The organism is Mesorhizobium sp. WSM4823 (assembly GCF_055811195.1).
Window position 1 is genome coordinate 22,251 of the sequence record NZ_JBVVQL010000022.1, and the last position, 24,335, is coordinate 46,585.

The window sequence follows — 24,335 nt, forward strand, 5'->3', positions numbered from 1 at the left end:
CGGCGACGTGATTGAAATTACGGCAGGGCTCGAACTGTCGAGCCTGGCCGAAAAGGGCACGGAGGTGTTCCTATGGTCGATATCACACCTGCAGATGCGGTACCGCCGGCCGAAGTCGCGGAAATGGAGCTCTACCATCCGCACAGCTGGTGGACGAAATACGTTTTCTCGCAGGACGCCAAGGTCATCGCCATCCAGTATTCGGCGACGGCGACGGCAATCGGCCTGGTGGCGCTGGTGCTGTCCTGGCTGATGCGGCTGCAGCTCGGCTTCCCCGGCACGTTCGATTTCATCACCCCTGAAGCCTACTACCAGTTCATCACCATGCACGGCATGATCATGGTGATCTACCTGCTCACGGCCCTCTTCCTGGGCGGTTTCGGCAACTATCTGATCCCACTGATGGTCGGCGCGCGCGACATGGTCTTTCCCTATGTCAACATGCTGAGCTACTGGATCTACCTGCTCGCCGTGCTGGTTTTGGTATCGAGCTTCTTTGCGCCCGGCGGACCGACGGGTGCCGGCTGGACGCTCTACCCGCCGCAGGCGATCATGACCGGCACACCAGGCGGCCAGGACTGGGGCATCATGCTGATGCTCATCTCGCTGATCCTGTTCATCATCGGCTTCACCATGGGCGGCTTGAATTACGTCGTGACCGTGCTGCAGGCCCGCACGCGCGGCATGACGCTGATGCGCCTGCCGTTGACCGTCTGGGGTATCTTCACCGCGACCGTCATGGCGCTGCTCGCCTTCCCGGCGCTGTTTGTCGCCTGCGTGATGATGTTGTTCGACCGTGCGCTCGGCACCTCCTTCTTCATGCCGGCGATCGTCGAGATGGGCGAGCAATTGCAGCATGGCGGTGGCAGCCCGATCCTGTTCCAGCATCTGTTCTGGTTCTTCGGCCACCCCGAGGTCTACATCGTGGCGCTGCCGGCCTTCGGCATCGTATCCGACCTGATCAGTACCCATGCGCGCAAGAACATCTTCGGCTACCGGATGATGGTCTGGGCCATCGTCGGCATCGGCGCGCTGAGCTTCGTGGTCTGGGCGCACCACATGTATGTCAGCGGCATGCATCCCTACTTCGGTTTCTTCTTCGCCACCACGACGTTGATCATCGCCATTCCGACCGCCATCAAGGTCTACAATTGGGTGCTGACCCTGTGGCGCGGCGACATCCACCTCACCATACCGATGCTCTTTGCCCTGGCCTTCATCGTCACCTTCGTCAATGGCGGGTTGACCGGATTATTCCTCGGCAATGTCGTCGTCGACGTTCCGCTCTCGGACACGATGTTCGTCGTCGCCCATTTCCATATGGTCATGGGCGTCGCGCCGATCCTCGTGATCTTCGGGGCGATTTATCACTGGTACCCGAAGGTCACCGGCCGGATGCTGAACGAGGCAATGGGCCAGTTCCATTTCTGGGTCACCTTCCTCGGCGCCTATCTGATCTTCTTTCCCATGCACTACCTCGGCCTGATGGGCGTGCCGCGCCGCTACAATGAACTGACCGATATGACGGTGATGACCGAGTCGGCCCACGATCTGAACTCGTTCATCAGCATCATGGCGTTCCTCGTCGGCTTCGCCCAGGTCGTGTTCCTGTTCAATCTGATCTGGAGCATTCGCCACGGCCGCGAGGCCGGCGGCAATCCGTGGCGCGCCACGACGCTCGAATGGCAGACGTCGCAAACACCGCCCGCCCATGGCAATTTCGGCAAGGAACTGCCGATCGTTTATCGCTGGGCCTATGACTACAGCGTGCCGGGCGCCAAGGAGGACTTTATCCCGCAAAACATGCCGGGCACCTTCGGCACCTCCAAGGAGCCGGCATGAGCGTCGTTCTGGTCTTCCTGCTTGTGATCGCCGGCTTTGCCGGATGGTGGCTTTCCCATCAGCGGCTGATGGCGAAGCCTTGGCTCGAGCAAGGTGTGATCGGGGACGTTGTCGGCATGGAAGGCTCGACGCTGCCGACCGCCAAGATCGGCCTCGGCGTCTTCCTCGCCATCGTCGGCTGCCTGTTTGCGCTGTTCGCCAGCGCCTATTTCATGCGCATGGCGCTGTCGGACTGGCAGGCGCTGCCGCTGCCGCGCGTGCTCTGGTTCAACACCGGCGTGCTGGTGCTGAGCAGCGTCGCGCTGCAATGCGCCGCGGTCGCCGCGCGCCGGGGCCAGATCGACACGGTCAGGCTCGGCCTCGTCACGGCCGGGCTCACCGCCCTTGCCTTCCTGATCGGGCAGCTTGTGGCATGGCGGGAACTGACCGCCGACGGCTACTTTCTGACCGCCAATCCGGCAAACAGTTTCTTCTACCTGATAACCGGGATGCATGGCCTGCACATACTGGGAGGGCTGGTCGCCTTGGGCAGAACGACTGCCGGCGCCTGGGACGGAGCGCGGCCGGAGCGGCTTCGTCTCAGCGTCGAACTGTGCGCCATGTACTGGCATTTCCTGCTTTTCGTCTGGCTCGCCATTTTCGCGCTTCTGGCTGGCTGGGCCGCGACTTTTATCGAGATTTGCCGAGAGTTGCTGACCTAGGAGGGCCGGGCGGATGGCAGACACGACACTGACGCATATCGGCCGGACACAGCCGCGGCCGGCGGGCTTGCAAGGCGTCGCCGCCGATTGGTCCTCGGATCAGCGCGCGTTCAAGAACGTGTCCTGGGGCAAGGCCATGATGTGGATCTTCCTGCTCAGCGACACCTTCGTCTTCGGCTGCTTCCTGCTCTCCTACATGACCGCGCGCATGTCCACCCGAGTGCCGTGGCCCAATCCGAGCGAGGTCTTTGCCCTTCATATTGGCGGCTCGAATGTTCCGCTGATCCTTATCGCCATCATGACTTTCGTGCTGATCTCGAGCAGCGGAACGATGGCGATGGCGGTCAATTTCGGCTACCGCCGCGACCGCCGCAAGACGGCGATTCTCATGCTTCTGACCGCCGTACTCGGCGCGACCTTCGTCGGCATGCAGGCGTTCGAATGGACCAAGCTGATCAGCGAAGGGGTGCGGCCCTGGGGTAACCCGTGGGGGGCGGCGCAGTTCGGATCATCCTTCTTCATGATCACCGGCTTCCACGGCACCCATGTGACGTTCGGGGTGATCTTCCTGATCATCGTGGCGCGAAAGGTCTGGCGCGGCGATTACGACACAGGACGGCCTGGATTCTTCACCAGCCGCAAGGGCAACTACGAGCATGTCGAGATCATGGGACTCTACTGGCATTTCGTCGACCTGGTCTGGGTGTTCATTTTCGCATTCTTCTACCTTTGGTGAGAGGCAGAAATGGCTTTGGTGAGAGGCAGATATGGCTGAAGCAACCGCAAACGGCCTGGGACAACACACGCTGCACGGAGCTCAAGCGCATGAAGGGACGCCAACCGGCGTCGCCCCTGCGGAGGTTCATCAGGAGCATCCGATCAAGCTCTATCTGGTGGTCTGGGCATGGCTGTTCATCCTCAGCGCCTGCTCCTATCTGGTCGATTACATCGGCCTTCAGGGCTATCTCAGATGGTCGCTGATTTTGATCTTCATGATGCTCAAGGCCGGGCTGATTGTCGCCGTCTTCATGCACATGGCCTGGGAACGGCTGGCGCTGACATATGCGATCATCTTGCCGCCTATATTGGTGCTGGTGTTCGTGGCGATGATGGTCTTCGAATCGGATTACACGCTCCTCACCCGGACGGTGTTTTTTGGGGCCGGTCCCTGACGCGCAATCCGGTTCGGGCTTTTTCGGCACATTTCCCGTCAAGAGCCCAACTGCTGTTTTGCGGCCCGCTCTGCCTTGCCTTGAAACGATCGACAGGTGGCCCATTTTTGTCCACCGGAAACGACAGGAGGAGAACGATTTTCGCCGCTTCTCCGTCGCGAACTCCAGCAAGGGAGGCTCAAGATGACGATCGCCAACAAACTGAAGGACTTTATCGACGGGAAAGGAATTTCCTATGACACCGTCGAGCACCACCGCACCTCGACAAGCAGGCAGTCCGCCATAGCGGCCCATGTGCCCGGCAGCATAATGGCCAAGTCGGTGGTCGTTCACCACGACCGCGGCTATGCGCTGGCCGTGGTCCCCAGCACCCACAGGATCGAACTCGGAACGTTGCAGGACGTCATGGATCAACGCATCGGCCTGGCCTCCGAAGACGAGGTGGAGTCGATTTTCCAGGATTGCGACACCGGCGCCATCCCGCCGATCGGCGCGGCCTACGATGTGCCTGTTATTCTCGATGAAAGCCTCGGCAAGGCCGCCGACATCTATTTCGAGGGTGGCGACCACAGGACGCTGGTGCATGTCAGCGGCAAGGATTTCCGCAACCTGACCAGCGACGCCCGCCAGGCCCGCTTTAGCTACCCGGCCTACTGAACACTCTGGCCAGCCTGCCGCACCGGCGCTCTCGCCGGTGCGGCAAAGGCCGGATTTTTCAGTCGGCCGGCTTGGCCGAGGCCGGCGATTCTACAACTTTGCGATAGACGTGCCAGGTGGCGTGACCGAGGATCGGCAGCACCACCGCCAGCCCGGCGAACACCGGCAGCGAGCCGATGATCAGCGCGACGGCGACGATCAGGCCCCAGACGGCCATCACGACCGGATTCGCCAGGACCACCCGCACGGAGGTGTGGATGGCTTCATAGGCGCCGACGTCGCGGTCGAGCAACAACGGGAACGCGACGACTGTGGTGCACAGCACGACCGCGGCGAAGACGAAGCCGATCGCGTGGCCGAGGATAATCAGCGTCCAGCCGCGGCCGGTGGCGAATATTTCACTGATGAAGCTCGACAGCGATTCCGGCGGGGCCGGGCCGAACACCTGCTGGTAGAACAGCTGCGCGGTCAAAAGCCAGGCGATGAAGATCGCAAGCAACATGACACCGACCGCCGCGATGGCCGGCAGCGCCGGAGAATTCCTGATCTCGAAGGCGTGGCTCCACGAGGCGTCGAGCCCGGCCTCCCGTCGCCGGCTGATCTCATAGAGGCCGAGCGCCGCGAATGGACCGATCAGCGCAAAACCCGACACCAGCGGAAACAGCAGCGGCAGCGCGTTGTTGCCCGATGTCCAGACGGCGAGCACGACGCCGACAAGCGGATAGATCAGGCAGAGGAAAACGATGTGCGACGGTTTGACCATGAAATCGTCGACGCCGCGTTTGAGCGCGTCGAAAAGGTCGGAAACGCCGATTTTTCGAATTCTGGTGTGTTCCAGCGTCTCGCTGGCGCCTGCAATCACGTGAAAACTTGCCATGACCATTCCTCCAGACCAGGTCCGGTAAGGTCGCGGTTCACGGTGCCGTCGTTCAGCGTGACTGGCCACGCAAAACCGCGACCTGCACCATGATCAACATACTCTCTTGCATGGCGTTTGTCGCCCTTTGTCAGAACAGCGCGGCTCCGGTGATCAGGCTAGCTCTAACGGCCTTTCTTCGATAATCTCCAAAGTGGGTTGAAGGGGTGAAGGTCATGGATGGAAAGACCGTTCTCATACTCGGCCTTGGCATAGTTATTCTGCTGTTGCTGGGTTTCTGTGCGCTGCCAACGTGAGATTTGAGCAGGTTAGGACAGACCTTGTTCAGGCAGGTGCCGTCAATTTCCGGCCGACATGACGGCACGCATTGCAATTGTGTCGGCAAGCAGCACGGCAAAGATCGCGAAAAGATAGAAAATCGAATAGGCAAACAGCGCCTTTGCGCGTTTCGTCTCCCGCCCTTCACCTCCGCTTTTGTCGACCAGAAGCTTCCAGGCATGCCAGATGAAGCCCGCGCCCAATGCGGCCGAAACAATCCCGTAGAATCCGCTCGCGAATCCAAAAGCCCAGGGTAACACGCCGATTGGCGCCAGGATCAGCGAATAGACGAAGATCTGTTTTCGGGTTGAAGCCTGGCCGGCCACGTTCGGCATCATCGGGATGCCGGCCGCCGCATAGTCGCCGATCTTGAACAGCGCGAGTGCCCAGAAGTGCGGCGGCGTCCACAAGAAGATGATGAGAAACAGAACGAAGCTCTCGATCCCGACGGCGCCGGTGGCCGCCGCCCACCCGATGACAGGAGGAAGGGCACCGGCTGCGCCGCCTATGACGATGTTCTGCGGCGTCGAGCGTTTCAGCCACATCGTGTAGATGACGACGTAGAAGAAGATGGTGAAGGCCAGCAGCGATGCGGCAAGCCATCCTACCAGCACACCGAGCGTCAGGACCGAAAGCACGGAAAGTACCAGGCCAAAGCCGAGAGCTTCGCCTGGCGTGACCCGGCCTGAAGGGACTGGCCGCTTTGACGTGCGCGACATCAACGCATCAATATCGGCATCGTACCACATGTTGAGCGCCCCCGCCGCTCCTGCTCCAACTGCAATTGCGCCGATGGCAATCACGGCGATGACCGGATTGGTCATTCCGGGCGCCACCATCAGGCCGACGAAAGCGGTAAAGACGGCAAGCGCCATGACACGGGGTTTCAGAAGCGCGAAGAAATCAGCGACCGTCGCTTCCGAGATCCGGATACCGGTATCCTTGAGGCCGCTTTCCCGAGCCGACATTTCAGGCGACCCCAGATGGGGGCAGGCAATCTGGCCGGCCGATCGGCCGGCGGAAGAGCCAGGTTACTTCCTGGCGGAAGAACCGGGTTACTTCCTGGCGGAAGAACCGCGTCATTTGGAGAATTGCTTCAGATAGGCGATGACATTGGCGAGGTCCTCGTCCTTCTTGAGACCGGGAAACGCCATCTTCCCACCTTTGATCATGGCTTTGGGATCGCGAAGATAATTCGTCAGCGTGGCTTCATCCCATTTCACGCCGGATTTACCGGCCTCGGTCATGGCTTTAGAATATTTGAACCCCGGATGCGTGCCGGCCGTTCGGCCGATGACGCCGCTCAATGACGGGCCGACCTTGTTCTGATCCTTGTCGACGACGTGACAGACCTTGCATTTGGTGAAGACCTTCTCACCCGCGGCGGCATCCTGTGCCTGGGATTGGTTGGTGATAAACGTCGCAGCGGACACGGCGGCGACAAAAGCGATCACGCGCATGGCATTTCCTCCCCGACCGCCAAATCTGCGTTGGACGATCTGCGCGTGCCGGCATTTCGCCGGCATGCGCCCCTTGCGCGACAGAGCGGAATATCCGCTTCTGCCGTATGGAATTGCGGCATCTACATACCACAGAATCTGGCTGGCAGATAGAAGAAGCCGACCAGCAAGATTTGCCGCCGAAGCAACGGGCAGTTCGATCGGCGTCGAACGCGGTCGGAACGCATGCCGGCCAAAGGCGTTAGAGCAGCTACGGTTCAGCGTCAGCAAGATCAACGATCAGAGAAGCGTCCATGAACGACAGCAGCGTCCTGGAGGTGCGCCACGGCACCCTCACGATCGACGGCGAGACGGTCTTCTACAGAGAGGCAGGCCCTCAAGCCGCGCCGGTGTTGCTGCTTCCGCATGGCTATCCCTGCTCATCCTTCCAGTATCGCCGGCTGATGCCGGCGCTCGCCGATCGGTGGCGGACTGTCGCGCCGGACTTCCCCGGCTTTGGCTACAGTGGAACCCCAGATCCGGCACGGTTCGGCTATGATTTCGACGCCTACGCGACTTTCCTGGAGCGGTTCGCCGACGCGCTGGGGCTCGGCAGCTACGCGCTGTGGCTGCACGACTATGGCTCTCAGATCGGCCTGCGCCACGCTATAGCGCATCCATCGCGGATCAGGGCCCTCATCATCCAGAACGGCGACATCTACGCGGATGCGCTTGGCCCCAAATACGAAACGATCCAGCGCTTCTGGTGGGATCCTTCACCGGCGAACCGCGCGCCGCTGGAAGAAGCGGTGAGCGAGGACGGCTTTCGCGCCGAGTTCGTCGGCGAAGTCGATGACGACGTCGCCCGACGTGTCCCGCCCGATCTGTGGAAATTGCATTGGCCGCTGATGGATACGCCGGTGCGCCGCGCACTTTCGGTCGGACTGATGGAGAAGCTCAAGGCTAACCTCGACTGGTTCCCTCGTTACCAGGAATACCTGCGCGAACAGCGGCCGCCGGCAATGATCATTTGGGGGCCGAAGGACGAGTACATGCCCGAGCCGGCAGCGCGCGCCTATCTGCGCGATCTCCCGGAGGCCAAGCTGCATTTGCTGAACGACGCAGGGCATTGGCTGCTGGAAACCCATTTCGAGGCCGCCCTGCCCCTGGTGCGAGGGTTTCTCGGAGAGGTCCTGCATTAATCGCCCGCACAGAGGAGCGCTTCATGAACGACAACGCCACAATTGCCCAGATCTGGCGGGGAAGGACGCGCCGCGATCTGGCAGACGCCTACGAGCCATATCTGCGTCGCGAAGGCATTCCGCCGCTTGAGGAGAAGGCGCTTGGCGTGCAGTTGTTTCGCGAAGATCGCGAAGAAGAAACGGAGTTCGTGACGATCTCGTACTGGCCTGACGTCGACGCCATGGCGAGTTTCACCGGCGACGATCCGCACAAGATCCATCACCTGCCGCGCGACGAAGAGTTTCTCGTCGAACTGCCAAAGCGAGTGACCGTGATGCGGATCCTCGTCAATCAGTCGCCTCGCGATTAGGCAGCGGCGGTGACGCGATTTTCGTCAGCGGAGCCCTAAAGGCAGGCGGCCATCAGCGTATCGGTCTCAATCCCCGGTGCCGAAAATTCCTGCACGAAGTTCCCGTCCTTCAACACCAGGACCCGGTCGCAGACCTTCGGCAGTTCCTCGATCTCGCTGGACACGAAAATGATGCTTTTGCCCTCGGCGGCAAGCTGGCGGATGAGAGCATAGATCTGCGATTTCGCTTCGACATCGACACCACGGGTCGGCTCGTCGAGCAGCAGGATCCGGCTGCCGGCATACACCCAGCGGCCGATCACCACTTTCTGCTGGTTGCCGCCAGAAAGCGTGCCGACCGGCGTATCGACACGCGCCGTTTTGATGCCGATACGACGGATGATGTCGCCGGCCGCTTCCGCCATCCTCGACGCCGAGATGACGCCGTTGACCGCCACCTTCGAGAAATCGGTAGCAACGGTGTTTTCGTCCACGCCGAGCAGCGGCATGATACCGTCTTCCTTGCGGCTTTCCGGCGTCATGCCGATCCCGCTCTTGACCCGCTCGCCATAGGAGCCGCGGGTGATGTCCTTTTCGTCGAGCAGGACCGTGCCGGCGCGCAAGGCATCGAGCCCGCCGATCGCCCTCAGCAACTCGGTGCGACCCGAGCCGAGCAGGCCGGCAAATCCCAGCACCTCGCCGCGCTTCAGATCGAACGAAACACCCGAAAGCTTTGGCGGCACGGCAAGATCGCGCACCGACAGTACGGTATCGCCTCCCCTCGCCTCGCCGACGAGCCGATCTTCCTGGCCGCTGCGGCCGAGCATCAGCCGGATGATCTCGGCGGTGTCGGCGCCGGCGACCTCGACGGTCCCCGCAACCTTGCCGTCGCGCATCACCGTGGCGGCTTCGGCGATCTGTCTTATCTCGCTCATGCGGTGGCTGACATAGATCACCGCTATGCCGGCGGCGGCCAGGCTACGCACGGCCTTGAACAGAAGCTCGACCTCGGCTGCCGCGAGCGAACTGGTCGGCTCGTCGAGGATGACAAGCTTCGGCTCGCCGATCATGACGCGCGCGATCTCGACGAGCTGCCGTTCGGCCGGGCTCAGCGTTGCGACGCGGCGGCGCGGATCGAGCGTCAGGCCGAGCCGGGCCAGCGTCTCGCGCGCCTGATGCTCCATGTCGCCATGGGAAAGCACGCCCATGCTGGACGGCCAGCGGCCAAGGAACAGGTTCTCCGCAATGCTCATGCCGACAATCAGGCTGAGCTCTTGATAGACGGCGCGCACGCCGAGCCGGGCCGCTTCGACCGTGCGCTGGGTGCCGGAACCGGTCAGCGCCGCGCCATCGATGGCGATCTCGCCGCTGTCTGGCACCGTGGCCCCGGTCAGCAGCCGGATCAGTGTCGATTTCCCCGCACCGTTCTTGCCGAGCAGGGCGCGGACTTCGCCGCGGCTGATCTCGAAATCGACATCGTCCAGCGCCAGCACGCCGGGATAATGCTTGGTGGCGCCACTTACGGCGGCTACCAAGGTCTGCGGATCCTGCTGGCGGGCGGTCTGCATGGCTGATCCTCGCGGGTTTCCGTCACGCGCCGAAAATGCGGCGTTCGCGATAGCGCGTGACCAGGATGTTGGCGAGCACTGCTGCAACGATGATGACGCCGCGCACCACTTCCTGGAAGAACGGATTGATGCCGCGCAGCACCAGCCCGTTGCCGATCAGCGTGATGACGAAGACGCCGAGCAGCGTGCCGAGCATCGAGCCGCGCCCGCCCGACAGCGCCGTGCCGCCGATGACGACGGCGGCGATCACGTCGAATTCGAGGCCGGAGGCGGTGCCGGCATTGCCGGAGCCGAGCCGCGCCGTCAACAGCACGCCGGCAAGTGCCGCCATCACGCCCGACGTGGTGAAGATCAGCACGCGAATGCGCGCAACATTGATGCCGCAGAGTTCGGCCGCATTGGCATTGCCACCGACGGCGAAGATCGACCGGCCATAGGCGGTCTTCTGGCTGATGAAGGAGAAGACGGCGAACAGCACCAGCATGACGATGGCCGAGGTGGGGATGCCGAACATGTTGTCGGCAAGGATGTCGAGGAAGGTGTTATCGGGAAAGGTGACCGGCAGCGCGTTGGTGGTGAAGAACGACATGCCGCGCAGCGCGCTCCACAGGCCGAGCGTGGCGACGAAGGACGGCACTCCGAAATAGGCACGCAACGATCCGGCGAAGGTACCGAGCGCGCCGCCGATGGCAAGTGCGGCCAGGATGGCGAGCGCGACGTTGACGTCGGCTTTCAGCATGAAGGCCAGGCAGACGGAGGTGAAAGCGACCATCGGCCCGACACTGACGTCGATCTCGCCGGCGATGATTATCAGCGCCACCGCCCAGGCGGCAATGGCGATGGAGGCCGCGTCGCGCAGCAGCGACAGATGGTTGTTGGCCGACAGAAAGCCGTTGGTGGTCGCGCCGAAGCCGAAATAGAGCAGAAGCAAAATGACGATCAGGCCGATCTCGTTCATGTCGAGCGCAAACAGGCGAAAGCCGCGCCGACGGTCGGTTGTGGTTGTGGTGACGCTCATCGCAATCTTCCTCGTCAAGGCCGCTGGCAGGTGTAGCGAACGGAGCCTGTGAGGCTTTCACCGGGCGCCAGCCTCACCAGCCCGCCGCCAGTGGGCATGTTATGCCCGTCAGCGCTGTGGCTCATCGGTTCGAAACAGAAGAAATCATAGTCGTAACCGGCATCGAAGGCCGGATCGGAAACGAAGACCAGATAGCGGGAAAAGATGGGATCGGCATCGATCGTCAGTGAAATCCCGCTTTCGGGCCAGTCGATGTCAGCCGCGCCGTTCCAGCCCTCGAAAACCGTGTTGACCCAGCGGCGCGGCAGGTCGCGCGGCTGGGCGAAGTCGATATCACCGGCGACCGGATGCTCGACGGTCGGCAGCCAGGATGAATCCTCGTCCCAACAGGAGCGAGCCGCCGCCTTGAGCGTGGTTCCTTTCGTCAGCGGAAAATAGGGATGCCAGCCGAGGCCAAATGGGAGCGCGAACTCGCCGCGATTGGTGACCGACAGTGTCGTCGTCAGTGTAGAGCCGTCGATCGAAAAGCGCTGTTCGGCATCGTAGACATATGGAGTGCCGTCGCTGCGATGGCTGAACACAAGTACGATCTCGGTGCTCGTCTGGCGGACAATCTGCCATTCGCCGGTCCAGCCGTCGCCATGCAGATAGTGCTTGTCCCAATCCATGTTGGGTTTGAGCGAATACTCCCGGCCTTCGAAGGAAAAGCGGTTGTCGCGCACCCGGTTGCCGAAAGGCACCAGCGGAAAGCAGCCCGATTTCAGCGCTTCTCGTTCCGGTCCCTGCGGCGGCTCGCGAAACAGCGGCGTCTCGACACCGCCCGAGCGCGATACAAACCGCCAGACCGCTCCACCGGTCGTGGTGACAGTGAGGCCCAGTGCGTCATTGGCGATGTCGATATCGGCCATCGTTCAGTCCGGGAATTCGACGATGACTTTTCCGGAGCGTCCGCCTGCCATCAGCGCATAGGCCGCGGGCGCTTTTTCCAGCGGGAAGGCATCGGTGATGATGTCTTGCGGGTGCAGGCCCCACGCGTCGAGATCCTCGCAGCACTGGTCCATATTGTGGACGCTGGTCACCCATGAGCCGTAGATGGTGCGTTGGCGGTGCAGAAGGTCGTCGCTGACGTCGAACTCGACCTTGCCGGTTTCGCCGATATAGACGCAGCGTCCCCAGGTGCGCGTCGCCTGCAGCGCCAGCACCCTCCCGCGCGGATTGCCGGAGCAGTCGATGGCGACCGCAGCACCGCCCTTGGTCAATTCATTGATGGCGTCGAGCGCGTCCGGTCCGGCGACGAGACCGTGGTCGAGCAGACCAAGCTTCCTCGCTGTCTCGACCCGGTCGGGCTGGGTGTCGACGCCGATGGCCAGGCGTGCGCCACGGCCCTTGGCCAGCATCAGCGCTGCCATACCGACCGGCCCGAGGCCGACGACGAGGACCGCGTCACTGCCCGAAATATTGCCGCGCAGCACCGCTTCGTAAGCGGTGCCGACGCCGCACGAGATGAAGCAGCCGTCGCGATAGGACAGCGTGTCAGGCAGATGCACAAGGTCGCGCTCGTCGGCGACGAGATATTCGGCGTGGCCGCCATCGCGCTGCCAGCCATAGGCGGCGCGCTGCGGGTCGGTGCAGGAGATCTGAAACCCCTTGCGGCAGTTGCGGCAGAAGCCGCAGCCGGAAATATGATAGACGGCGACACGGTCGCCCGGCTTGAAATGCCGGCAGCCGGCGCCAAGCTCGACGACCTGACCGGCCGGCTCGTGGCCCGCCACCACGCCCTGATAGGACGTGCGCGGATCGTCGCCGAGATGCTTGTGATAGATGTAGTGGATGTCGCTGCCGCAGATGCCGGACGCCTTCATCTTCAGAAGCACCTGGCCTATGCCTGGCTGCGGGCGGTCAATTTCGCGCAGGTCGACAGTGGAATTGCCGGGAAGGTAGGCGGCAAGCATTTTTGGCATGATCAGGCTCCGGACCCCGGTTCTTTCGACCGCGGGCAGTATCCGAGATTGTCGGTTTCCCGAAAGGTTATCAGTTCCCGAAAGGACTGGCCGCCGGGATGCGGCGGCCAGTATCGCATGGTTCGGGAGGATGCGATCAGGAAAGGCCGTCCTTGTGGGTTTCGAGCCACTTCTTGGCATCGTCGGCCGATTTGAAGATCGAAATGCCCATCGGCACGATGATGTCGGCGGCCTTCTTGCCCTCGGCGCCATTCAGCGCCTGTTCCAACGCCAGCTTGCCGATGCCTTGGCCGGACACGTCCGCGACTGCCTTCATCACCGAGAAGTCGGCAAGTTCGGTCGCGGCCGAAGACGTCATGTCGGCGGCAAAGACGACGACCTTCCCGGTCAGGCCGCGCTGCTTGATGGTCCGCACCGCACCGGTGCCGGCATCGCCGCCCTCGCCGAAGAAGGCGTTGATTTCAGGATTGGCCGACAGCATCTGGTCGCTCACCGAAACGGCGTCATCGAGCACCGTGCCCCGCTGGTTCGCAGCGATGACATAGCCGGGAACCTTGACCTTGAGCGCTGCTTCGAAGCCCTCGCGGCGCTTGACGCAAACCTCGACGAATTCGCAGTTCAGCACGCCGATCTTCGGCTCCTTGATGCCCTGAGCGATGAAATAATCGGCCGCGACGTCGCCGAGCTGGCGGCCGAACTCCGTCGGATCGGCAACCGCATAGGCATAGACATGTTTCTTCATGTCGGCGTCGTTGATGCAGGTGTTGTAGCACACGACCGGAATGCCGGCCTCATGCGCCCGCCTGATGGCGCGCACCGAACCGTCGGCAGAGACGGCCGATAGGATGATCGCCTTGACGTCTGCAGAGATCAGGCGGTCGATGAAAGAGGCCTCGGCGCCCGGATCGGCGCGGGCATTGGTCTCCAGCAGGTCGACCTCCTTGCCCATCGATTTGGCGCTGTCCTGGATGCCTTTGCGCACGGCGGCATAGAAACCGACATCGTCGAGATAAATGGCGCCGATGCCGGTCGAATCGGCTAGCGCCGGCGCTGCCGCCGAACCAACCGTGGCGGCCGCAAGCGCTGCGATTGCAAACTGCTTTATGGATTTCATGTCGTCCTCCCAACGGATGGTGAATTGTGCCCGTTGCGGCGCCGCAGCCAAGTCGGACTGCAGGCAACCTCTCCCTACGGGACTTGCCCAATCCGAGATCGACGTAACATCTAGATCGGATCAAACTAATTTATAGATACTATGTTTGATACGGCTGTCAACGCCTTTCTCACAGCACATTGACCAGCTCTGCGCCGTTGCTGCGCCGCAGTTTGGCGTTGAACACATCGGCAAAGTCGACTAACGTGACTTATAGATATGATCTATTAGGCAATTGCGCGGGAGCTCCCAAGTGAGGATCACAAGTATCGAGACCCGCGTGGTCAATGCGGAAATGCGGAACTGGGTGTTCGTGAAGGTGCTGACCGACGAGCCGGGGCTGCATGGCTGGGGCGAAGCGACACTGGAATGGAAGACGCGGGCAGTGGTCGGCGCGGTCGAGGATCTGGCGCCGCTGATCGTCGGGCGTGATCCTCGCGACATCGAACAGGCCGTGCGGGTCATGTGCAAGCAGTCGTTCTGGCGGCTCGGCGCCATCGGCATGAGCGCGATCTCCGGCATCGAGATGGCCTTGTGGGATATCATGGGCAAGCATTTCGGCGTGCCCGTATGGCGTCTGCTTGGCGGCAAGGTGCGCGACAAGGTCGGCGTCTACACCCATCTCGGCCTTGGCGACATGCGCGCCGTCTACGAGACGATGGAGGCCGATCCGTTGGTCGAACGCGCGCATGCCGTGGTCGAAAAGGGCTATCGCGCCTTCAAGGCGGTGTTCATTCCCTATACCCACTACCACGCGCCGCTGCCCGACGTGGACAAGGTGGCGCGGTTGATGGAGGCGCTGCGCAAGGCGGTCGGACCGGGGATCGAGATCATGGTGGATTTCCATGGCCGCCCGGCCTCGGTTTCCGCCGCGCTTTCCTATGTCGAGGCCCTCGCTCCCGGCCGGCCGATGTTCGTCGAAGAGCCGTTGCCGCCCGGCGACACGGTCGGCCTGAAGGCCCTCGCCGCCCATACTTCGGTGCCGCTGGCGACCGGGGAGCGACTGGTCGAGCGCGCCGAATTCGTCGAACTGCTTTCGGCAGGCGCGGTCAGCATCATCCAGCCCGACATCTGCCATTGCGGCGGCCTCTCCGAGGCCAAGAAGATCGCCGCCCATGCCGAGGCCGTCGGCGTCGGCGTCGCCCCGCATAACCCGCTTGGGCCGATCGCCGGCGTCGCCGCGCTCCACTTCGCCGTCTCGACGCCAAACCATATCATTCAGGAGGAAATGGTCGGCGCGGTGCCGTGGTATTTCGACGTGGTCAAAGGCCCGATCCGCATGGTTGATGGCTTCTGGCAGGTTCCCGAAGCGCCGGGTCTCGGCATCGAGGTCGACGAGGCGGTCTGCGCGCGCTATCCGTTCGCGCCCGAGGTGCTGCATACGCAGAACGCCGTAATGCCGGACGGCACCGTCGTCGACTGGTGAGGTAACCCGCTGGTGAGGATGAAATGACCGGACGCCTGCAGGACAAGGTCGCAATCATAACCGGCGCCGGGCGCGGCATCGGCGAGGCGATCGCCCGGGCCTTCCGCCGCGAAGGCGCTAAAGTCGTCATCGCCGAGATCGATCAGACGACCGGCGAAGCGGTTGCAAAGGATCTTTCGCCAAACAGGACGAGCGCCCTGTTTGTGCCGTGCGACGTCCGCCAGACCGCTTCCGTCGAAGCCGTCGCCGCGCTTGCGAAGGAGACCTTTGGCCGGATCGACATCCTCGTCAACAATGCCGGCATCAACGTCTTCCACGACCCGCTGGAGACAAGCGAAGCCGAATGGCGGCGCTGCTTCGATATCGATCTCGACGGCGTCTGGCGCATGAGCAAGGCTGTACTGCCGGCTATGCTCGACCAGGGCGCCGGCTCGATCGTCAACATTGCATCCACGCACAGTTTTTCGATCATCCCCGGTTGCTTCCCCTACCCCGTCGCCAAGCACGGGCTTTTGGGCCTCACCCGGGCGCTCGGCATCGACTACGCAGCCAGGGGTGTGCGGGTGAACGCCATTGCGCCCGGTTATATCGAGACGCAGATCGCCGTCGACTACTGGAACACTTTTCCGGACCCCGAGGCCGAACGCCGGCGTACCTACGATCTGCACCCGCAAAAACGCATCGGTAAACCCGAGGAGGTGGCGATGACGGCGCTGTTCCTCGCTTCCGACGAGGCACCTTTCCTCAACGCCGCCTGCATCGTCGTCGATGGTGGCCGCTCGGTGCTCTACCATGACTGATGGGATCATGACCGAGGGCGGCGTTGCGCAGGGTGTCGGTCGCGCCTATGAGTTGCAGGTTGGAGAAGGGCTGGGAAGACATGGCATCTGACCTTGGCATGGTTGAAGACGGTTCGTGGCGCCGCCTCGAAACCGAAGGCGCCGGCGGCAGCCGCATCCACGATTCCGTGGTCAACGTTCTCGGCAGTCGCATCCTTGGCGGCGTCTATCGGCAAGGCGAAATGCTGCCGCGCGAGGAAGAGCTCTGCGCCATGCTGGGTGTCAGCCGCACCTCGATACGCGAAGCCATCAAGGTGCTGTCGGCAAAGGGGCTGGTCGAGGCGCGGCGCCGGGTCGGCGTGCGCGTTTTGTCGCGCGATGACTGGCGGCTGCTCGATCCCGTGGTGCTGAGTTGGCACCCGGATATCCAGAACGACCACGAGCTGATTTCCGGACTGATCGAGGCGCGCCGCATCTTCGAACCGGCCGCCGCCGAACTTGCCGCCAGGCGCGCCACCGGCTCCGATCTCGCCGCGATCGAGGCCGCCTTCAACGCCATGCGCGATTCGATCCCACATGATCTCGATGGGGTCTGCCGGGCAGACCTGGCCTTCCACCGCAGCGTGATCGCGGCAAGCCACAACGTTGTTTTGAAAGGATTGATCGGGATGCTGGAGGCGGCGCTGAGCGCATCCTTCCTCGTTACCAACAGGCTGATGGAAGCGCAGTCGCGGGCGCTGGCAGCGCATCAAACCGTGCTCGAGGCGATCCGTATGCGCGACACGGCCGGAGCCAGGGCCGCGATGAACCGGCTGCTCGACATCGCCGCCGACGATCTGCAGGTCGCCTAGTCTAGAAAAAGAAAAGGCCGCCTCGTGGGCGGCCTTTCACGATTGAGAACGCGGTGTTATTCGGCGTCCTTGGCCGCTTTCTTCTTCGGCGCGGCCTTCTTCTTGGGCTCTTCCGCATCCTCGGCCTTCGCGTCGTCGGCCTTCTTGGCGTCCTTCTTCGCGGCGGCTTTCTTCGCCGGCTTCGCCTTGGCCGTCTCGGTGTCCTCGTCGTCGGCCATCAGCTCTTCCTTGCTGACCTTGACGTCGGTGACCGAGACCTGGCCGAGCAGATGGTCGACCACCTTCTCCTCGAACAGCGGCGCACGCAGCGTGTTCAGCGCTTCGGGATTGCTGCGGTAGAATTCGAAAGCTTCCTGCTGCTGGTTGGCCGGATAGCGGCGCACCTGCTCGAACAGGCCGCGCTGCAATTCGTCGTCCGACACGGTGACGCCGGCCTTCTCGCCGATTTCAGCGAGAACCAGGCCGAGACGCACGCGGCGCTCGGCAAGCCGCATATATTCGGCGCGCGCCTCTTCTTCCGTCGTTTCCTCGTCGGCGAAGGTGCGGCCGGCGGCTTCCAGATCGCGGTTGACCTGGCTCCAGATGTTGTTGAATTCGGCCTCGACGAGCTTCGACGGCGCCTCGAACGAGTAGGCGGCGTCGAGCTGGTCGAGCAGCTGGCGCTTGATCTTCTGGCGCGTCATCGAGCCAAACTGGTTCTCGATCTGGGTGCGCACCACTTCCCGCAGGCGCTCCAGCGACTCCAGGCCGAGATTCTTGGCCGTTTCATCGTTGATTTCCAACACACCGGGCTTGGACACTTCCTTGACGGTGACGTCGAAGGTCGCTTCCTTGCCGGCCAGATGCGCCGCCTGGTAGTTTTCCGGGAACGTGACCGTGACCTGGGTCTCGTCGCCGGCCTTGCTGCCGATGAGCTGATCCTCGAACCCGGGAATGAATTCTTTGGAGCCGAGCACCAGAGGCTGGTCTGTGCCGGCGCCGCCGCTGAAGGCTTCGCCGTCGATCTTGCCGACATAGTCGATCGTGACGCGGTCGCCTTCGGCGGCCTTGCCGGTCTTCGGTTCGTAGCTGCGCGCCGATTCGGCGACACGCTGGACCTGCTCGTCGATCTCCGTGTCAGGCACGTCGAACACCTGACGCGTCACCTTGATGTCGGAGAAATCCTTGATCTCGATCGGCGGAATGATCTCGTAGTTCAGCCGGAACTCGAAGTCGGCGCCGCCGGCCAGGATTTTCTCGGCCTCTTTCTCGTCCTCGGTCATGATCACTTCGGGCTGCATGGCGGCCTTTTCGCCGCGCCCGGTAATGATCGAACGGGTCGAATCGTTGAGGATCTCGTTGACCACTTCGGCCATGAACGACTTGCCGTAGACCTTGCGCAGGTGCTGCACCGGCACCTTGCCGGGGCGGAAGCCGTTGATGCGGACCTTGTTCCTAGCATCGGAAAGCCGCGCCATCAGCTTGGCTTCCATGTCACCGGCCGGCACGGTGATCTTGATCTCGCGCTTGAGACCTGAGTTGAGCGTTTCGGTGACCTGCATCATAAAACCTTTGTTTCCACCAATGAGGCCGCCAAACGGCCCCTGCCGTTTACAGCCTGCCGGTATGATCTTGCCGGGAATGGCTTTTGGTGCGGGACTTGGCGATCTGTCCGCCCAACGCGGTTCAAATCGTTCAAAAATACGCTCCAAAATGTGAATAAGTCTTTGTTTTTCCTACTTCTTATCACATTTTGCAGAAGCGGATCGTCGCATCCCGTCACATTCGACACGCCTTTTGTCACAGGCGCGGCTAATTTTCAACCATCTTCGCATCTACAGCGCCGCGGGTCTTCTTGGACGCGCAAAGGACGCTGTAGCACCTTGATTTTGGCGCATGATCGCGAAATCGGCTCTTCGATTTTCGCGATCATTCGCCGGCGAACGGCCCTATTTTGATCGCGACATTGACAGAATGATGGCTCAGCGCAGCGGTCCTGACGCAGAGAAGCCCGCCACGTTGCGAGTGGCGGGCCGGCCGCGACGCCAGGAGAGTATCGTTAAAGCCCCACGGCCGATGCGATATTCCCGTTTGCGCAACAGTCTCTTCAGCGGCGTGCGATCAGCAAGCAAAGCTCACGTAGGTCGCGATCGTATGTGCCGCCGCTCCCGAGCACGTCGACGCAGCGTTTCTTCATCCGTATCAACTGGCTGCTGGACATCTGCGCGACCACGCTCACGCCGGGAGTGCCGGGAATGCCCGGCGTTCCAGGAGTTCCGGGTGTTCCAGGGGTGCCGGGAAGGGTTCCGCCACCGACGCCAACACCGACGCCCACGCCAATACCGCCTGTCCCACCGACATTGGCACCCACACCCGCTGTGACGCCGCCGGAGTCGCCTACATTGGCGCCTGCGCCGGCAGTGATGCCACCGGTGCCGCCGAGATTGGCACCCAGGCCAGCCGTGACGCCACGAGTGCCGCCCACATTGGCGCCAGCACCGGCGCTAATGCCCCTGCTGCCGCCAACCGATGCACCGGCGCCAGCATTCACCCCGCTGCTGCCGCCGATCGAGGCGCCGAGACCAGCGGTAATGCGCTTTTTGCCGCCAACCGATGCACCGGCGCCGGCATTCACCCCGCTGCTGCCGCCGATCGAGGCGCCAGCCCCCGCATCGATGCCGCCACTGCCACCGATCGAGGCGCCGAGACCGGCGTTTACGCCGCCACTGCCGCCGACCGAGGCGCCGAGACCAGCGTTTACGCCGCCTCGGCCACCAACCGATGCGCCGGCGCCGACGCTAATGCCGCCGGCGTTGGAAGGAAAAGACAGAGATAAAACAAGTGCACCACCGGCCAAAGCTGTGGCGAAACGCTTCACGACATTTGCCATGACACTCTCCTTTGGTAGTTACCTCAGCAGCAGTTTCAAAGCCTGCTGCTTTAGCGACAACGAACTCAGAGAGTTTTTGAGTTGCCGGCGCGAAACAATGTTTGCGATTGTAACTTACGGCTAGAAAAATATTCCGAATCAATTTGAAATAAATAATTGTGAGCTTGTCCTCTTGCATGAAGACCTGACCCGCCGACGAGTTCGTTCGCGAAGCCGTTGCCTCGTTGGACTGAAAGGTCCCCGTCGTGGCCGCCGACGGTGTGAAGTCCACGGTCCACCGACTGGGGACTTGCCCAGGCAACTGGCATAGACGGCAACGCGGGGGCCGAAAAGACCTCGAAATCTAAGTCTTGAATTTGTGACACGGCTTGTGACATAGACCACGGTGATCCAAAGCCAGCGGGTATGGCGGAATTGGTAGACGCACCAGATTTAGGTTCTGGCGTGAGAACGTGGGGGTTCGAGTCCCTCTACCCGCACCACTGCTCTTCTCGAACAGTGGATTAAGGTTCCAGTGCCGAAAGGCGTGCGGGTTCGCATCCCTGCATCCGCAGCAAGTTTTTCGCCAGAAGGCAACGCTGCGTTCTCCCACGCGCGATCTGTTCGGCAGGGCATCACTAGGGCCCTGTGATCGCTCACCCTGCTCAAGACGGCTGCCGGGAACCAGCCTCGGCAAGACACGTTGCTAAGCCATGAACCTTACAAAAAGGATCGTGCAATGGCGAAACACTTATCTCGCGAGGAGGAGAAACGCGGCACCGGAAACGTCCTCATGTGGGGCGTCGTGATCATCGCTATGCTTTTCATCGCCCTAATGGCCGTGTTCGTCCTTGGGCCGTTCTGGTCTTAAGCTACTATCGGGCATCGTGAAACTGGTGGCGATGCCGGTAAGGCAGTCGAGAGCCCCTTCATCCGGCCAAGCGGCCTACTCCTCGAAAACCTGGCGCGTGAACCATTCGGTCAAATTCGCAAGCTCGGGTCCCAGCACGCGATCGTCGCCGACCGGCGGCACGATGCTCCTGATCTCCGCGACGAACGGCTGAAGCGCGGGAGGCGCTAGGCGCTCGGTGACATGTAATGCCTGCGAGGCGATCACAGCCAGCATCGCCATGGCGGCATCGAGGCAGTGGCCGGCGCGTGCCTCCTTCGTCCATGCGAGGAAGACCGTCGTCGCGACATCGTCCTGGCCGGCGCCGGCCGATTCGGTTCCCGGGATGAAGGTGCGCTGCGCCGAAAGCTTGGCCTGCTCCAGGTAACCTGTGATCGCCATCGGCACATAGCCGACATTGCCGTGACCGTCGCTATCGCTCCAGTCCCTCCCCGTCAAAAGCAGATCGGGCAGGAGCGACACCTTGCCGTTCAGGAGCTTCGAGGCGTGGCGGTCGCACAACAGGCAGATATCAGCCCATATCGCCGCCAGATCATCCAGGGCTGGTGTTGCCATGGCGTTGTGATAGCCGCCGGTGCTGATGCAACGCCCGAACGGATGCCCGTCGTCAGGCGGGATGTAGACTGGGTTGTCCGATATTGAGGCGAGCGACACTGTGGCCGCCCGCTCCGCCGATGCCAGCGCGCGATGCGCGTGTCCGAGGATGCGAGGGACGATGCGGTAGCTGACCGGTGCCTGATAATTGCGGCGGCCGATGCCGGCACCGGCAAGAAACGCCCTCAATCCCCGCAGGGCCGCCGCTTCGTATTCATCGCCCCAAAGCGCGTCGAGGGCCGGATCGTAATGTTCGAGCGGCGCGCGAAACGCTTCGATCGAAAGCGCAAAGACCTTTTCGGCAAGGCGAACTCGGCGGCGAGCCGCCAAGGCCCCATCAGCCACGAGTGCGGCAGCGCAGGGCGAGCCATTGATCAAAGACCCCCGTTCCTTGACTTCCAGGTCGAAGCGCGTCGAAAGCTCTGCAAATAGCGGATAGAGGGCGAGGATTTCGCCGGCGCCACCCTGGCCGGAGGATGGCACCATGGGCATCGGTCCGCCGTCCAGCATCGCCGCGACCGCGACCGCCATGCGCGGTGTCGTTGCCGCATTTCCTTCGAGGAAATTCGCCAGGCGGGCGAGCACGATCGCTCTCACCACGCGATCCGGCAAAGGCTCGCCGAATGATGTGGCGGCTGCAAACGCCTTGATGCGCGCATGGCGATCCCGCTCGCCAAGTTCGAGCCGCCGGCTCGCCAGTTCTCCCATGGCGGTGGTCACGCCATAGATGACCGGTACAGGGTCGGTTTCAATGAGACGCAGGAACGACGCGCGGCACTCGGCGATGCGCTGCAAGGCCTTGTCGCTGATCTGCACCGTGTCTTTTTTCCAGGCGACGCGGAAAACCGAGTCGAGATTTATGTCTTCTCGTGTCGTCAGGATAATTGTCATGTTTGATGCTGTCCGAGCCGGCCACGCCTTTTTATTCTAATAAAGCGGTTCCTCGAATAGCGTCTTGTCGCCGTCCATCAGCGCCTTGATCTGCGCGGTGCCATCCCTGGCGATGGCGACGCGGATGCCGAATGGCCGCACCCGCATGTCGTTCTGGATCGCTATGCCCTCGCCTTCCGGCAGATAGAACCGTTCAATGCCATAGTCCGGCGTGATCGTCGTTGCTGCGCTGAGATCCCACCCCTCGGCCACCTGTCCGACGATATCCACTTCGTCGGATGCTGCCGGCGCCGGCGCCTCACCGAACCAGGCCGTGGTCGCTTCCCAATAGCCGTCGGCGCCCTGCTTCAGCCTGACCACAATAGAGGTGTCGTCACTAGACAGCTTGCCAGCCGGAACGTTGGCGATCAGCTTCACCGGTATCTGCGAAATCTCATAGCCAAGGCGAATGTAGTCGCCGCGCAGGAGATCGCGCGGATCGACCGGTTCGACCCTGAGCAGCGCTTGCTTGCCGTCGCGCAAGATCGCCGCCCGGCCGGCGATGATCCAGCTCAGGAAGCCGATCTGGACGAGCGCCAGCACCAACGCCGAAATAACAAGTCTTTTGCCGGTCATCATGCCACTGCTCCTTCTGCGCTGGGCGCCCTCATTCGCTTTTCGATGCGCAGGATGACAAAGGCAAGGATGCCGAGAAGCACGGCTGCCGCCAGGAAGAAGCCTGCCGTATCAAGCATCGACTGCAGCATCACCACATAGATGATGGCGAGTTCGAAGGCGAAGCCGGCATAGGCAACCCAACGCAATCCCCTGCTTTCCCGGCCGCCCAGAACGATTGCAGCGACAATCCCGGCAAGCGCAATGGCCGAAGCAATGGCAAAGCCGCCATTGTTGCTTTCATCGGCCAGCTCGAACTGGATCATCGCCAGACCGGTGAGAAATCCGATCAGCGCATGTAAGGGCAGCCGGCCGCCAAGCTGCACGAACCTGTCGCCGGGCCCGGCAGCGAAGATCGCCGCCGCGAAAAGCAGCACCGACGCGACAACGAGAGGGATGGCGACCTGCAGCGTATCGTAATGCATTGCCAACAGCACGAGATAGAAGATGATCGACAAGACGATTAAATGCCGAGCCGCCTGGCTGCGCGTCCAGAACGAAATGGCGAACAGCACGATCGCCATGACGACGAAGAGGTGCGGAAATTCCGTGTGCGTGAAATAGTCGAACCCGGTGAGGACCAGCCATGCATCGGCGATTCCGACCGCCGCAACGGTCAGCGGGTTCGAGCGCAGCGCAACCGCCGCCAAGGCCGTGCCTGCGCCCCAGGTGATCAGGGCGGATGCCTCGTCGCCGGATAGATGATACATCTGGCCGATCAGCGCGATCGATCCGCCGAATGCCGCCGCAGCGACGATCCAAACTGCCTCGCCGAGCGCAGCATGGTCGCGTATCTTCAACACTGCGCCGCCGACATAGCCTGCGAGGATGATGGCGAAGAGCGCCGCCACCCGTGCCAGCCGCGGGATAGCTTCCCAATTGGCGGCGACGAAGATCAGAATGGCAGCGCCAAACAGCAGCGCCGCCATCATCGCCAGGATCGAACCGAAGCTCAGCGATCTCCGCTCATTGGCCGCGACGTCGCGCCTCAGCGCGTCGGCCGTCGGGGCATCGATCAGGCCAGCCTGCGCCCATCGTGCAATATCGGCCCTGACCCGTGACGAATAGCTCGCCATACCTTTCTCCCCCAGCTCGGTCTTTTTTTCAGCAGACCCGGCCAAGTCGTTGACGTCACGACATTTTCC

The 24,335-nt window shown here is 62.2% G+C and carries 24 protein-coding genes and 1 tRNA gene; 12 read left to right on the forward strand and 13 right to left on the reverse strand.

Going from position 1 to position 24,335, the window contains the following annotated elements:
* Positions 1-72 precede the first annotated feature (72 nt).
* The 5 genes from ctaD to AC0L26_RS30145 all read left to right on the forward strand — a co-directional run bounded on the left by ctaD (position 73) and on the right by AC0L26_RS30145 (position 4,372).
* Complete coding sequence (gene ctaD, locus AC0L26_RS30125; RefSeq protein ID WP_473635829.1) at positions 73-1,842, forward strand: cytochrome c oxidase subunit I; 1,770 nt, start codon at positions 73-75, stop codon at positions 1,840-1,842.
* A complete protein-coding gene (locus tag AC0L26_RS30130; RefSeq protein WP_473635830.1) occupies positions 1,839-2,543 on the forward strand; it encodes a cytochrome c oxidase subunit 3 in 705 nt (234 codons plus the stop codon). Before ctaD ends, AC0L26_RS30130 begins: the two co-directional genes overlap by 4 nt.
* Positions 2,544-2,556: 13 nt before the next feature.
* A complete protein-coding gene (locus tag AC0L26_RS30135; RefSeq protein WP_473635831.1) occupies positions 2,557-3,279 on the forward strand; it encodes a heme-copper oxidase subunit III family protein in 723 nt (240 codons plus the stop codon).
* A 31-nt stretch (positions 3,280-3,310) separates the two neighbouring features.
* Complete coding sequence (locus AC0L26_RS30140) at positions 3,311-3,715, forward strand: cytochrome C oxidase subunit IV family protein (protein ID WP_473635832.1); 405 nt, start codon at positions 3,311-3,313, stop codon at positions 3,713-3,715.
* Positions 3,716-3,898: 183 nt separating this feature from the next.
* Positions 3,899-4,372 (forward strand): aminoacyl-tRNA deacylase, encoded by a 474-nt coding sequence (locus tag AC0L26_RS30145; protein ID WP_352938339.1) that lies wholly within the window; start codon positions 3,899-3,901, stop codon positions 4,370-4,372.
* Positions 4,373-4,430: 58 nt separating this feature from the next.
* On the opposite strand, the gene AC0L26_RS30150 is transcribed toward AC0L26_RS30145, so the two are convergent.
* The 3 genes from AC0L26_RS30150 to AC0L26_RS30160 all read right to left on the reverse strand — a co-directional run bounded on the left by AC0L26_RS30150 (position 4,431) and on the right by AC0L26_RS30160 (position 7,027).
* Positions 4,431-5,249, reverse strand: a complete 819-nt coding sequence (locus tag AC0L26_RS30150) for a DUF2189 domain-containing protein (RefSeq protein WP_473635833.1) — start codon at positions 5,247-5,249, stop codon at positions 4,431-4,433.
* A gap of 338 nt (positions 5,250-5,587) precedes the next feature.
* Positions 5,588-6,535, reverse strand: coding sequence for a heme o synthase (locus AC0L26_RS30155; RefSeq protein ID WP_473635834.1), 948 nt, complete (start codon positions 6,533-6,535; stop codon positions 5,588-5,590).
* A gap of 111 nt (positions 6,536-6,646) precedes the next feature.
* On the reverse strand, positions 6,647-7,027 hold the full coding sequence (locus AC0L26_RS30160; protein ID WP_473635861.1) for a c-type cytochrome: 381 nt from the start codon (positions 7,025-7,027) through the stop codon (positions 6,647-6,649).
* 293 nt (positions 7,028-7,320) lie between these two features.
* Between AC0L26_RS30160 and AC0L26_RS30165 the strand changes: the two genes are divergently transcribed.
* Both AC0L26_RS30165 and AC0L26_RS30170 read left to right on the forward strand, forming a co-directional pair.
* Positions 7,321-8,208, forward strand: coding sequence for an alpha/beta fold hydrolase (locus tag AC0L26_RS30165; protein ID WP_473635835.1), 888 nt, complete (start codon positions 7,321-7,323; stop codon positions 8,206-8,208).
* Positions 8,209-8,231: 23 nt separating this feature from the next.
* Positions 8,232-8,558 carry an antibiotic biosynthesis monooxygenase family protein gene (locus tag AC0L26_RS30170; protein ID WP_473635836.1) on the forward strand — a complete coding sequence of 109 codons (327 nt, stop codon included), beginning with the start codon at positions 8,232-8,234 and terminating at the stop codon, positions 8,556-8,558.
* Positions 8,559-8,593: 35 nt separating this feature from the next.
* Here the strand turns inward: AC0L26_RS30170 and AC0L26_RS30175 are convergent, their stop codons facing one another.
* The 5 genes from AC0L26_RS30175 to AC0L26_RS30195 all read right to left on the reverse strand — a co-directional run bounded on the left by AC0L26_RS30175 (position 8,594) and on the right by AC0L26_RS30195 (position 14,198).
* Entirely contained in the window at positions 8,594-10,105 is a 1,512-nt protein-coding gene (locus AC0L26_RS30175; RefSeq protein WP_473635837.1) for a sugar ABC transporter ATP-binding protein, read from the reverse strand.
* Positions 10,106-10,127: 22 nt separating this feature from the next.
* A complete protein-coding gene (locus AC0L26_RS30180; protein WP_473635838.1) occupies positions 10,128-11,123 on the reverse strand; it encodes an ABC transporter permease in 996 nt (331 codons plus the stop codon).
* A 14-nt stretch (positions 11,124-11,137) separates the two neighbouring features.
* Positions 11,138-12,031, reverse strand: coding sequence for an aldose 1-epimerase (locus tag AC0L26_RS30185; protein WP_473635839.1), 894 nt, complete (start codon positions 12,029-12,031; stop codon positions 11,138-11,140).
* A 3-nt stretch (positions 12,032-12,034) separates the two neighbouring features.
* The gene (locus AC0L26_RS30190; RefSeq protein ID WP_473635840.1) at positions 12,035-13,084 is read right to left on the reverse strand and encodes a zinc-dependent alcohol dehydrogenase family protein; all 1,050 of its coding nucleotides are present in this window, start codon (positions 13,082-13,084) and stop codon (positions 12,035-12,037) included.
* A gap of 136 nt (positions 13,085-13,220) precedes the next feature.
* Positions 13,221-14,198, reverse strand: coding sequence for a substrate-binding domain-containing protein (locus AC0L26_RS30195; RefSeq protein ID WP_473635841.1), 978 nt, complete (start codon positions 14,196-14,198; stop codon positions 13,221-13,223).
* 292 nt (positions 14,199-14,490) lie between these two features.
* On the opposite strand from AC0L26_RS30195, the gene dgoD reads away from it, so the two are divergent.
* The 3 genes from dgoD to AC0L26_RS30210 all read left to right on the forward strand — a co-directional run bounded on the left by dgoD (position 14,491) and on the right by AC0L26_RS30210 (position 17,293).
* On the forward strand, positions 14,491-15,663 hold the full coding sequence (gene dgoD / locus AC0L26_RS30200) for a galactonate dehydratase (RefSeq protein ID WP_473635842.1): 1,173 nt from the start codon (positions 14,491-14,493) through the stop codon (positions 15,661-15,663).
* A gap of 23 nt (positions 15,664-15,686) precedes the next feature.
* Complete coding sequence (locus AC0L26_RS30205) at positions 15,687-16,463, forward strand: SDR family oxidoreductase (protein ID WP_473635843.1); 777 nt, start codon at positions 15,687-15,689, stop codon at positions 16,461-16,463.
* An 80-nt stretch (positions 16,464-16,543) separates the two neighbouring features.
* Positions 16,544-17,293 carry a FadR/GntR family transcriptional regulator gene (locus AC0L26_RS30210; protein ID WP_473635844.1) on the forward strand — a complete coding sequence of 250 codons (750 nt, stop codon included), beginning with the start codon at positions 16,544-16,546 and terminating at the stop codon, positions 17,291-17,293.
* Positions 17,294-17,349: 56 nt separating this feature from the next.
* Here the strand turns inward: AC0L26_RS30210 and tig are convergent, their stop codons facing one another.
* Both tig and AC0L26_RS30220 read right to left on the reverse strand, forming a co-directional pair.
* Positions 17,350-18,834: a trigger factor gene (tig, locus tag AC0L26_RS30215; RefSeq protein WP_473635862.1), complete on the reverse strand. Its 1,485-nt coding sequence runs from the start codon at positions 18,832-18,834 to the stop codon at positions 17,350-17,352.
* Positions 18,835-19,379: 545 nt separating this feature from the next.
* Positions 19,380-20,162: a hypothetical protein gene (locus tag AC0L26_RS30220; protein ID WP_473635845.1), complete on the reverse strand. Its 783-nt coding sequence runs from the start codon at positions 20,160-20,162 to the stop codon at positions 19,380-19,382.
* Between the two features lie 399 nt (positions 20,163-20,561).
* On the opposite strand from AC0L26_RS30220, the gene AC0L26_RS30225 reads away from it, so the two are divergent.
* Both AC0L26_RS30225 and AC0L26_RS30230 read left to right on the forward strand, forming a co-directional pair.
* Positions 20,562-20,644: transfer RNA gene (locus AC0L26_RS30225), tRNA-Leu, on the forward strand.
* Positions 20,645-20,880: 236 nt separating this feature from the next.
* Complete coding sequence (locus tag AC0L26_RS30230) at positions 20,881-21,012, forward strand: hypothetical protein (protein WP_473635846.1); 132 nt, start codon at positions 20,881-20,883, stop codon at positions 21,010-21,012.
* Positions 21,013-21,087: 75 nt separating this feature from the next.
* Here AC0L26_RS30230 and AC0L26_RS30235 read toward each other — a convergent pair whose 3' ends face one another.
* Genes AC0L26_RS30235 through AC0L26_RS30245 form a run of 3 tightly spaced genes read right to left on the reverse strand, consistent with a single transcriptional unit; the run spans position 21,088 to position 24,266 of the window.
* Positions 21,088-22,536 carry an aromatic amino acid lyase gene (locus AC0L26_RS30235; protein WP_473635847.1) on the reverse strand — a complete coding sequence of 483 codons (1,449 nt, stop codon included), beginning with the start codon at positions 22,534-22,536 and terminating at the stop codon, positions 21,088-21,090.
* Between the two features lie 36 nt (positions 22,537-22,572).
* Complete coding sequence (locus AC0L26_RS30240; RefSeq protein WP_473635848.1) at positions 22,573-23,154, reverse strand: GDYXXLXY domain-containing protein; 582 nt, start codon at positions 23,152-23,154, stop codon at positions 22,573-22,575.
* Positions 23,151-24,266, reverse strand: a complete 1,116-nt coding sequence (locus tag AC0L26_RS30245) for a DUF2157 domain-containing protein (protein WP_473635849.1) — start codon at positions 24,264-24,266, stop codon at positions 23,151-23,153. Before AC0L26_RS30245 ends, AC0L26_RS30240 begins: the two co-directional genes overlap by 4 nt.
* Positions 24,267-24,335: the final 69 nt, after the last annotated feature.

Bases quoted from the DNA above. Each gene is read 5' to 3' on its own strand.
- AC0L26_RS30185 (WP_473635839.1), bottom strand. From the start codon at position 12,031: ATGGCCGATATCGACATCGCCAATGACGCACTGGGCCTCACTGTCACC.
- AC0L26_RS30190 (WP_473635840.1), bottom strand. From the start codon at position 13,084: ATGCCAAAAATGCTTGCCGCCTACCTTCCCGGCAATTCCACTGTCGAC.
- AC0L26_RS30210 (WP_473635844.1), top strand. From the start codon at position 16,544: ATGGCATCTGACCTTGGCATGGTTGAAGACGGTTCGTGGCGCCGCCTC.
- ctaD (WP_473635829.1), top strand. From the start codon at position 73: ATGGTCGATATCACACCTGCAGATGCGGTACCGCCGGCCGAAGTCGCG.
- AC0L26_RS30130 (WP_473635830.1), top strand. From the start codon at position 1,839: ATGAGCGTCGTTCTGGTCTTCCTGCTTGTGATCGCCGGCTTTGCCGGA.
- AC0L26_RS30165 (WP_473635835.1), top strand. From the start codon at position 7,321: ATGAACGACAGCAGCGTCCTGGAGGTGCGCCACGGCACCCTCACGATC.
- AC0L26_RS30160 (WP_473635861.1), bottom strand. From the start codon at position 7,027: ATGCGCGTGATCGCTTTTGTCGCCGCCGTGTCCGCTGCGACGTTTATC.
- AC0L26_RS30180 (WP_473635838.1), bottom strand. From the start codon at position 11,123: ATGAGCGTCACCACAACCACAACCGACCGTCGGCGCGGCTTTCGCCTG.
- AC0L26_RS30230 (WP_473635846.1), top strand. From the start codon at position 20,881: ATGGCGAAACACTTATCTCGCGAGGAGGAGAAACGCGGCACCGGAAAC.
- AC0L26_RS30145 (WP_352938339.1), top strand. From the start codon at position 3,899: ATGACGATCGCCAACAAACTGAAGGACTTTATCGACGGGAAAGGAATT.
- AC0L26_RS30150 (WP_473635833.1), bottom strand. From the start codon at position 5,249: ATGGCAAGTTTTCACGTGATTGCAGGCGCCAGCGAGACGCTGGAACAC.
- AC0L26_RS30205 (WP_473635843.1), top strand. From the start codon at position 15,687: ATGACCGGACGCCTGCAGGACAAGGTCGCAATCATAACCGGCGCCGGG.
- AC0L26_RS30220 (WP_473635845.1), bottom strand. From the start codon at position 20,162: ATGGCAAATGTCGTGAAGCGTTTCGCCACAGCTTTGGCCGGTGGTGCA.
- AC0L26_RS30245 (WP_473635849.1), bottom strand. From the start codon at position 24,266: ATGGCGAGCTATTCGTCACGGGTCAGGGCCGATATTGCACGATGGGCG.
- AC0L26_RS30140 (WP_473635832.1), top strand. From the start codon at position 3,311: ATGGCTGAAGCAACCGCAAACGGCCTGGGACAACACACGCTGCACGGA.
- AC0L26_RS30170 (WP_473635836.1), top strand. From the start codon at position 8,232: ATGAACGACAACGCCACAATTGCCCAGATCTGGCGGGGAAGGACGCGC.
- AC0L26_RS30240 (WP_473635848.1), bottom strand. From the start codon at position 23,154: ATGATGACCGGCAAAAGACTTGTTATTTCGGCGTTGGTGCTGGCGCTC.
- AC0L26_RS30135 (WP_473635831.1), top strand. From the start codon at position 2,557: ATGGCAGACACGACACTGACGCATATCGGCCGGACACAGCCGCGGCCG.
- AC0L26_RS30195 (WP_473635841.1), bottom strand. From the start codon at position 14,198: ATGAAATCCATAAAGCAGTTTGCAATCGCAGCGCTTGCGGCCGCCACG.
- tig (WP_473635862.1), bottom strand. From the start codon at position 18,834: ATGCAGGTCACCGAAACGCTCAACTCAGGTCTCAAGCGCGAGATCAAG.
- AC0L26_RS30155 (WP_473635834.1), bottom strand. From the start codon at position 6,535: ATGTCGGCTCGGGAAAGCGGCCTCAAGGATACCGGTATCCGGATCTCG.
- AC0L26_RS30175 (WP_473635837.1), bottom strand. From the start codon at position 10,105: ATGCAGACCGCCCGCCAGCAGGATCCGCAGACCTTGGTAGCCGCCGTA.
- AC0L26_RS30235 (WP_473635847.1), bottom strand. From the start codon at position 22,536: ATGACAATTATCCTGACGACACGAGAAGACATAAATCTCGACTCGGTT.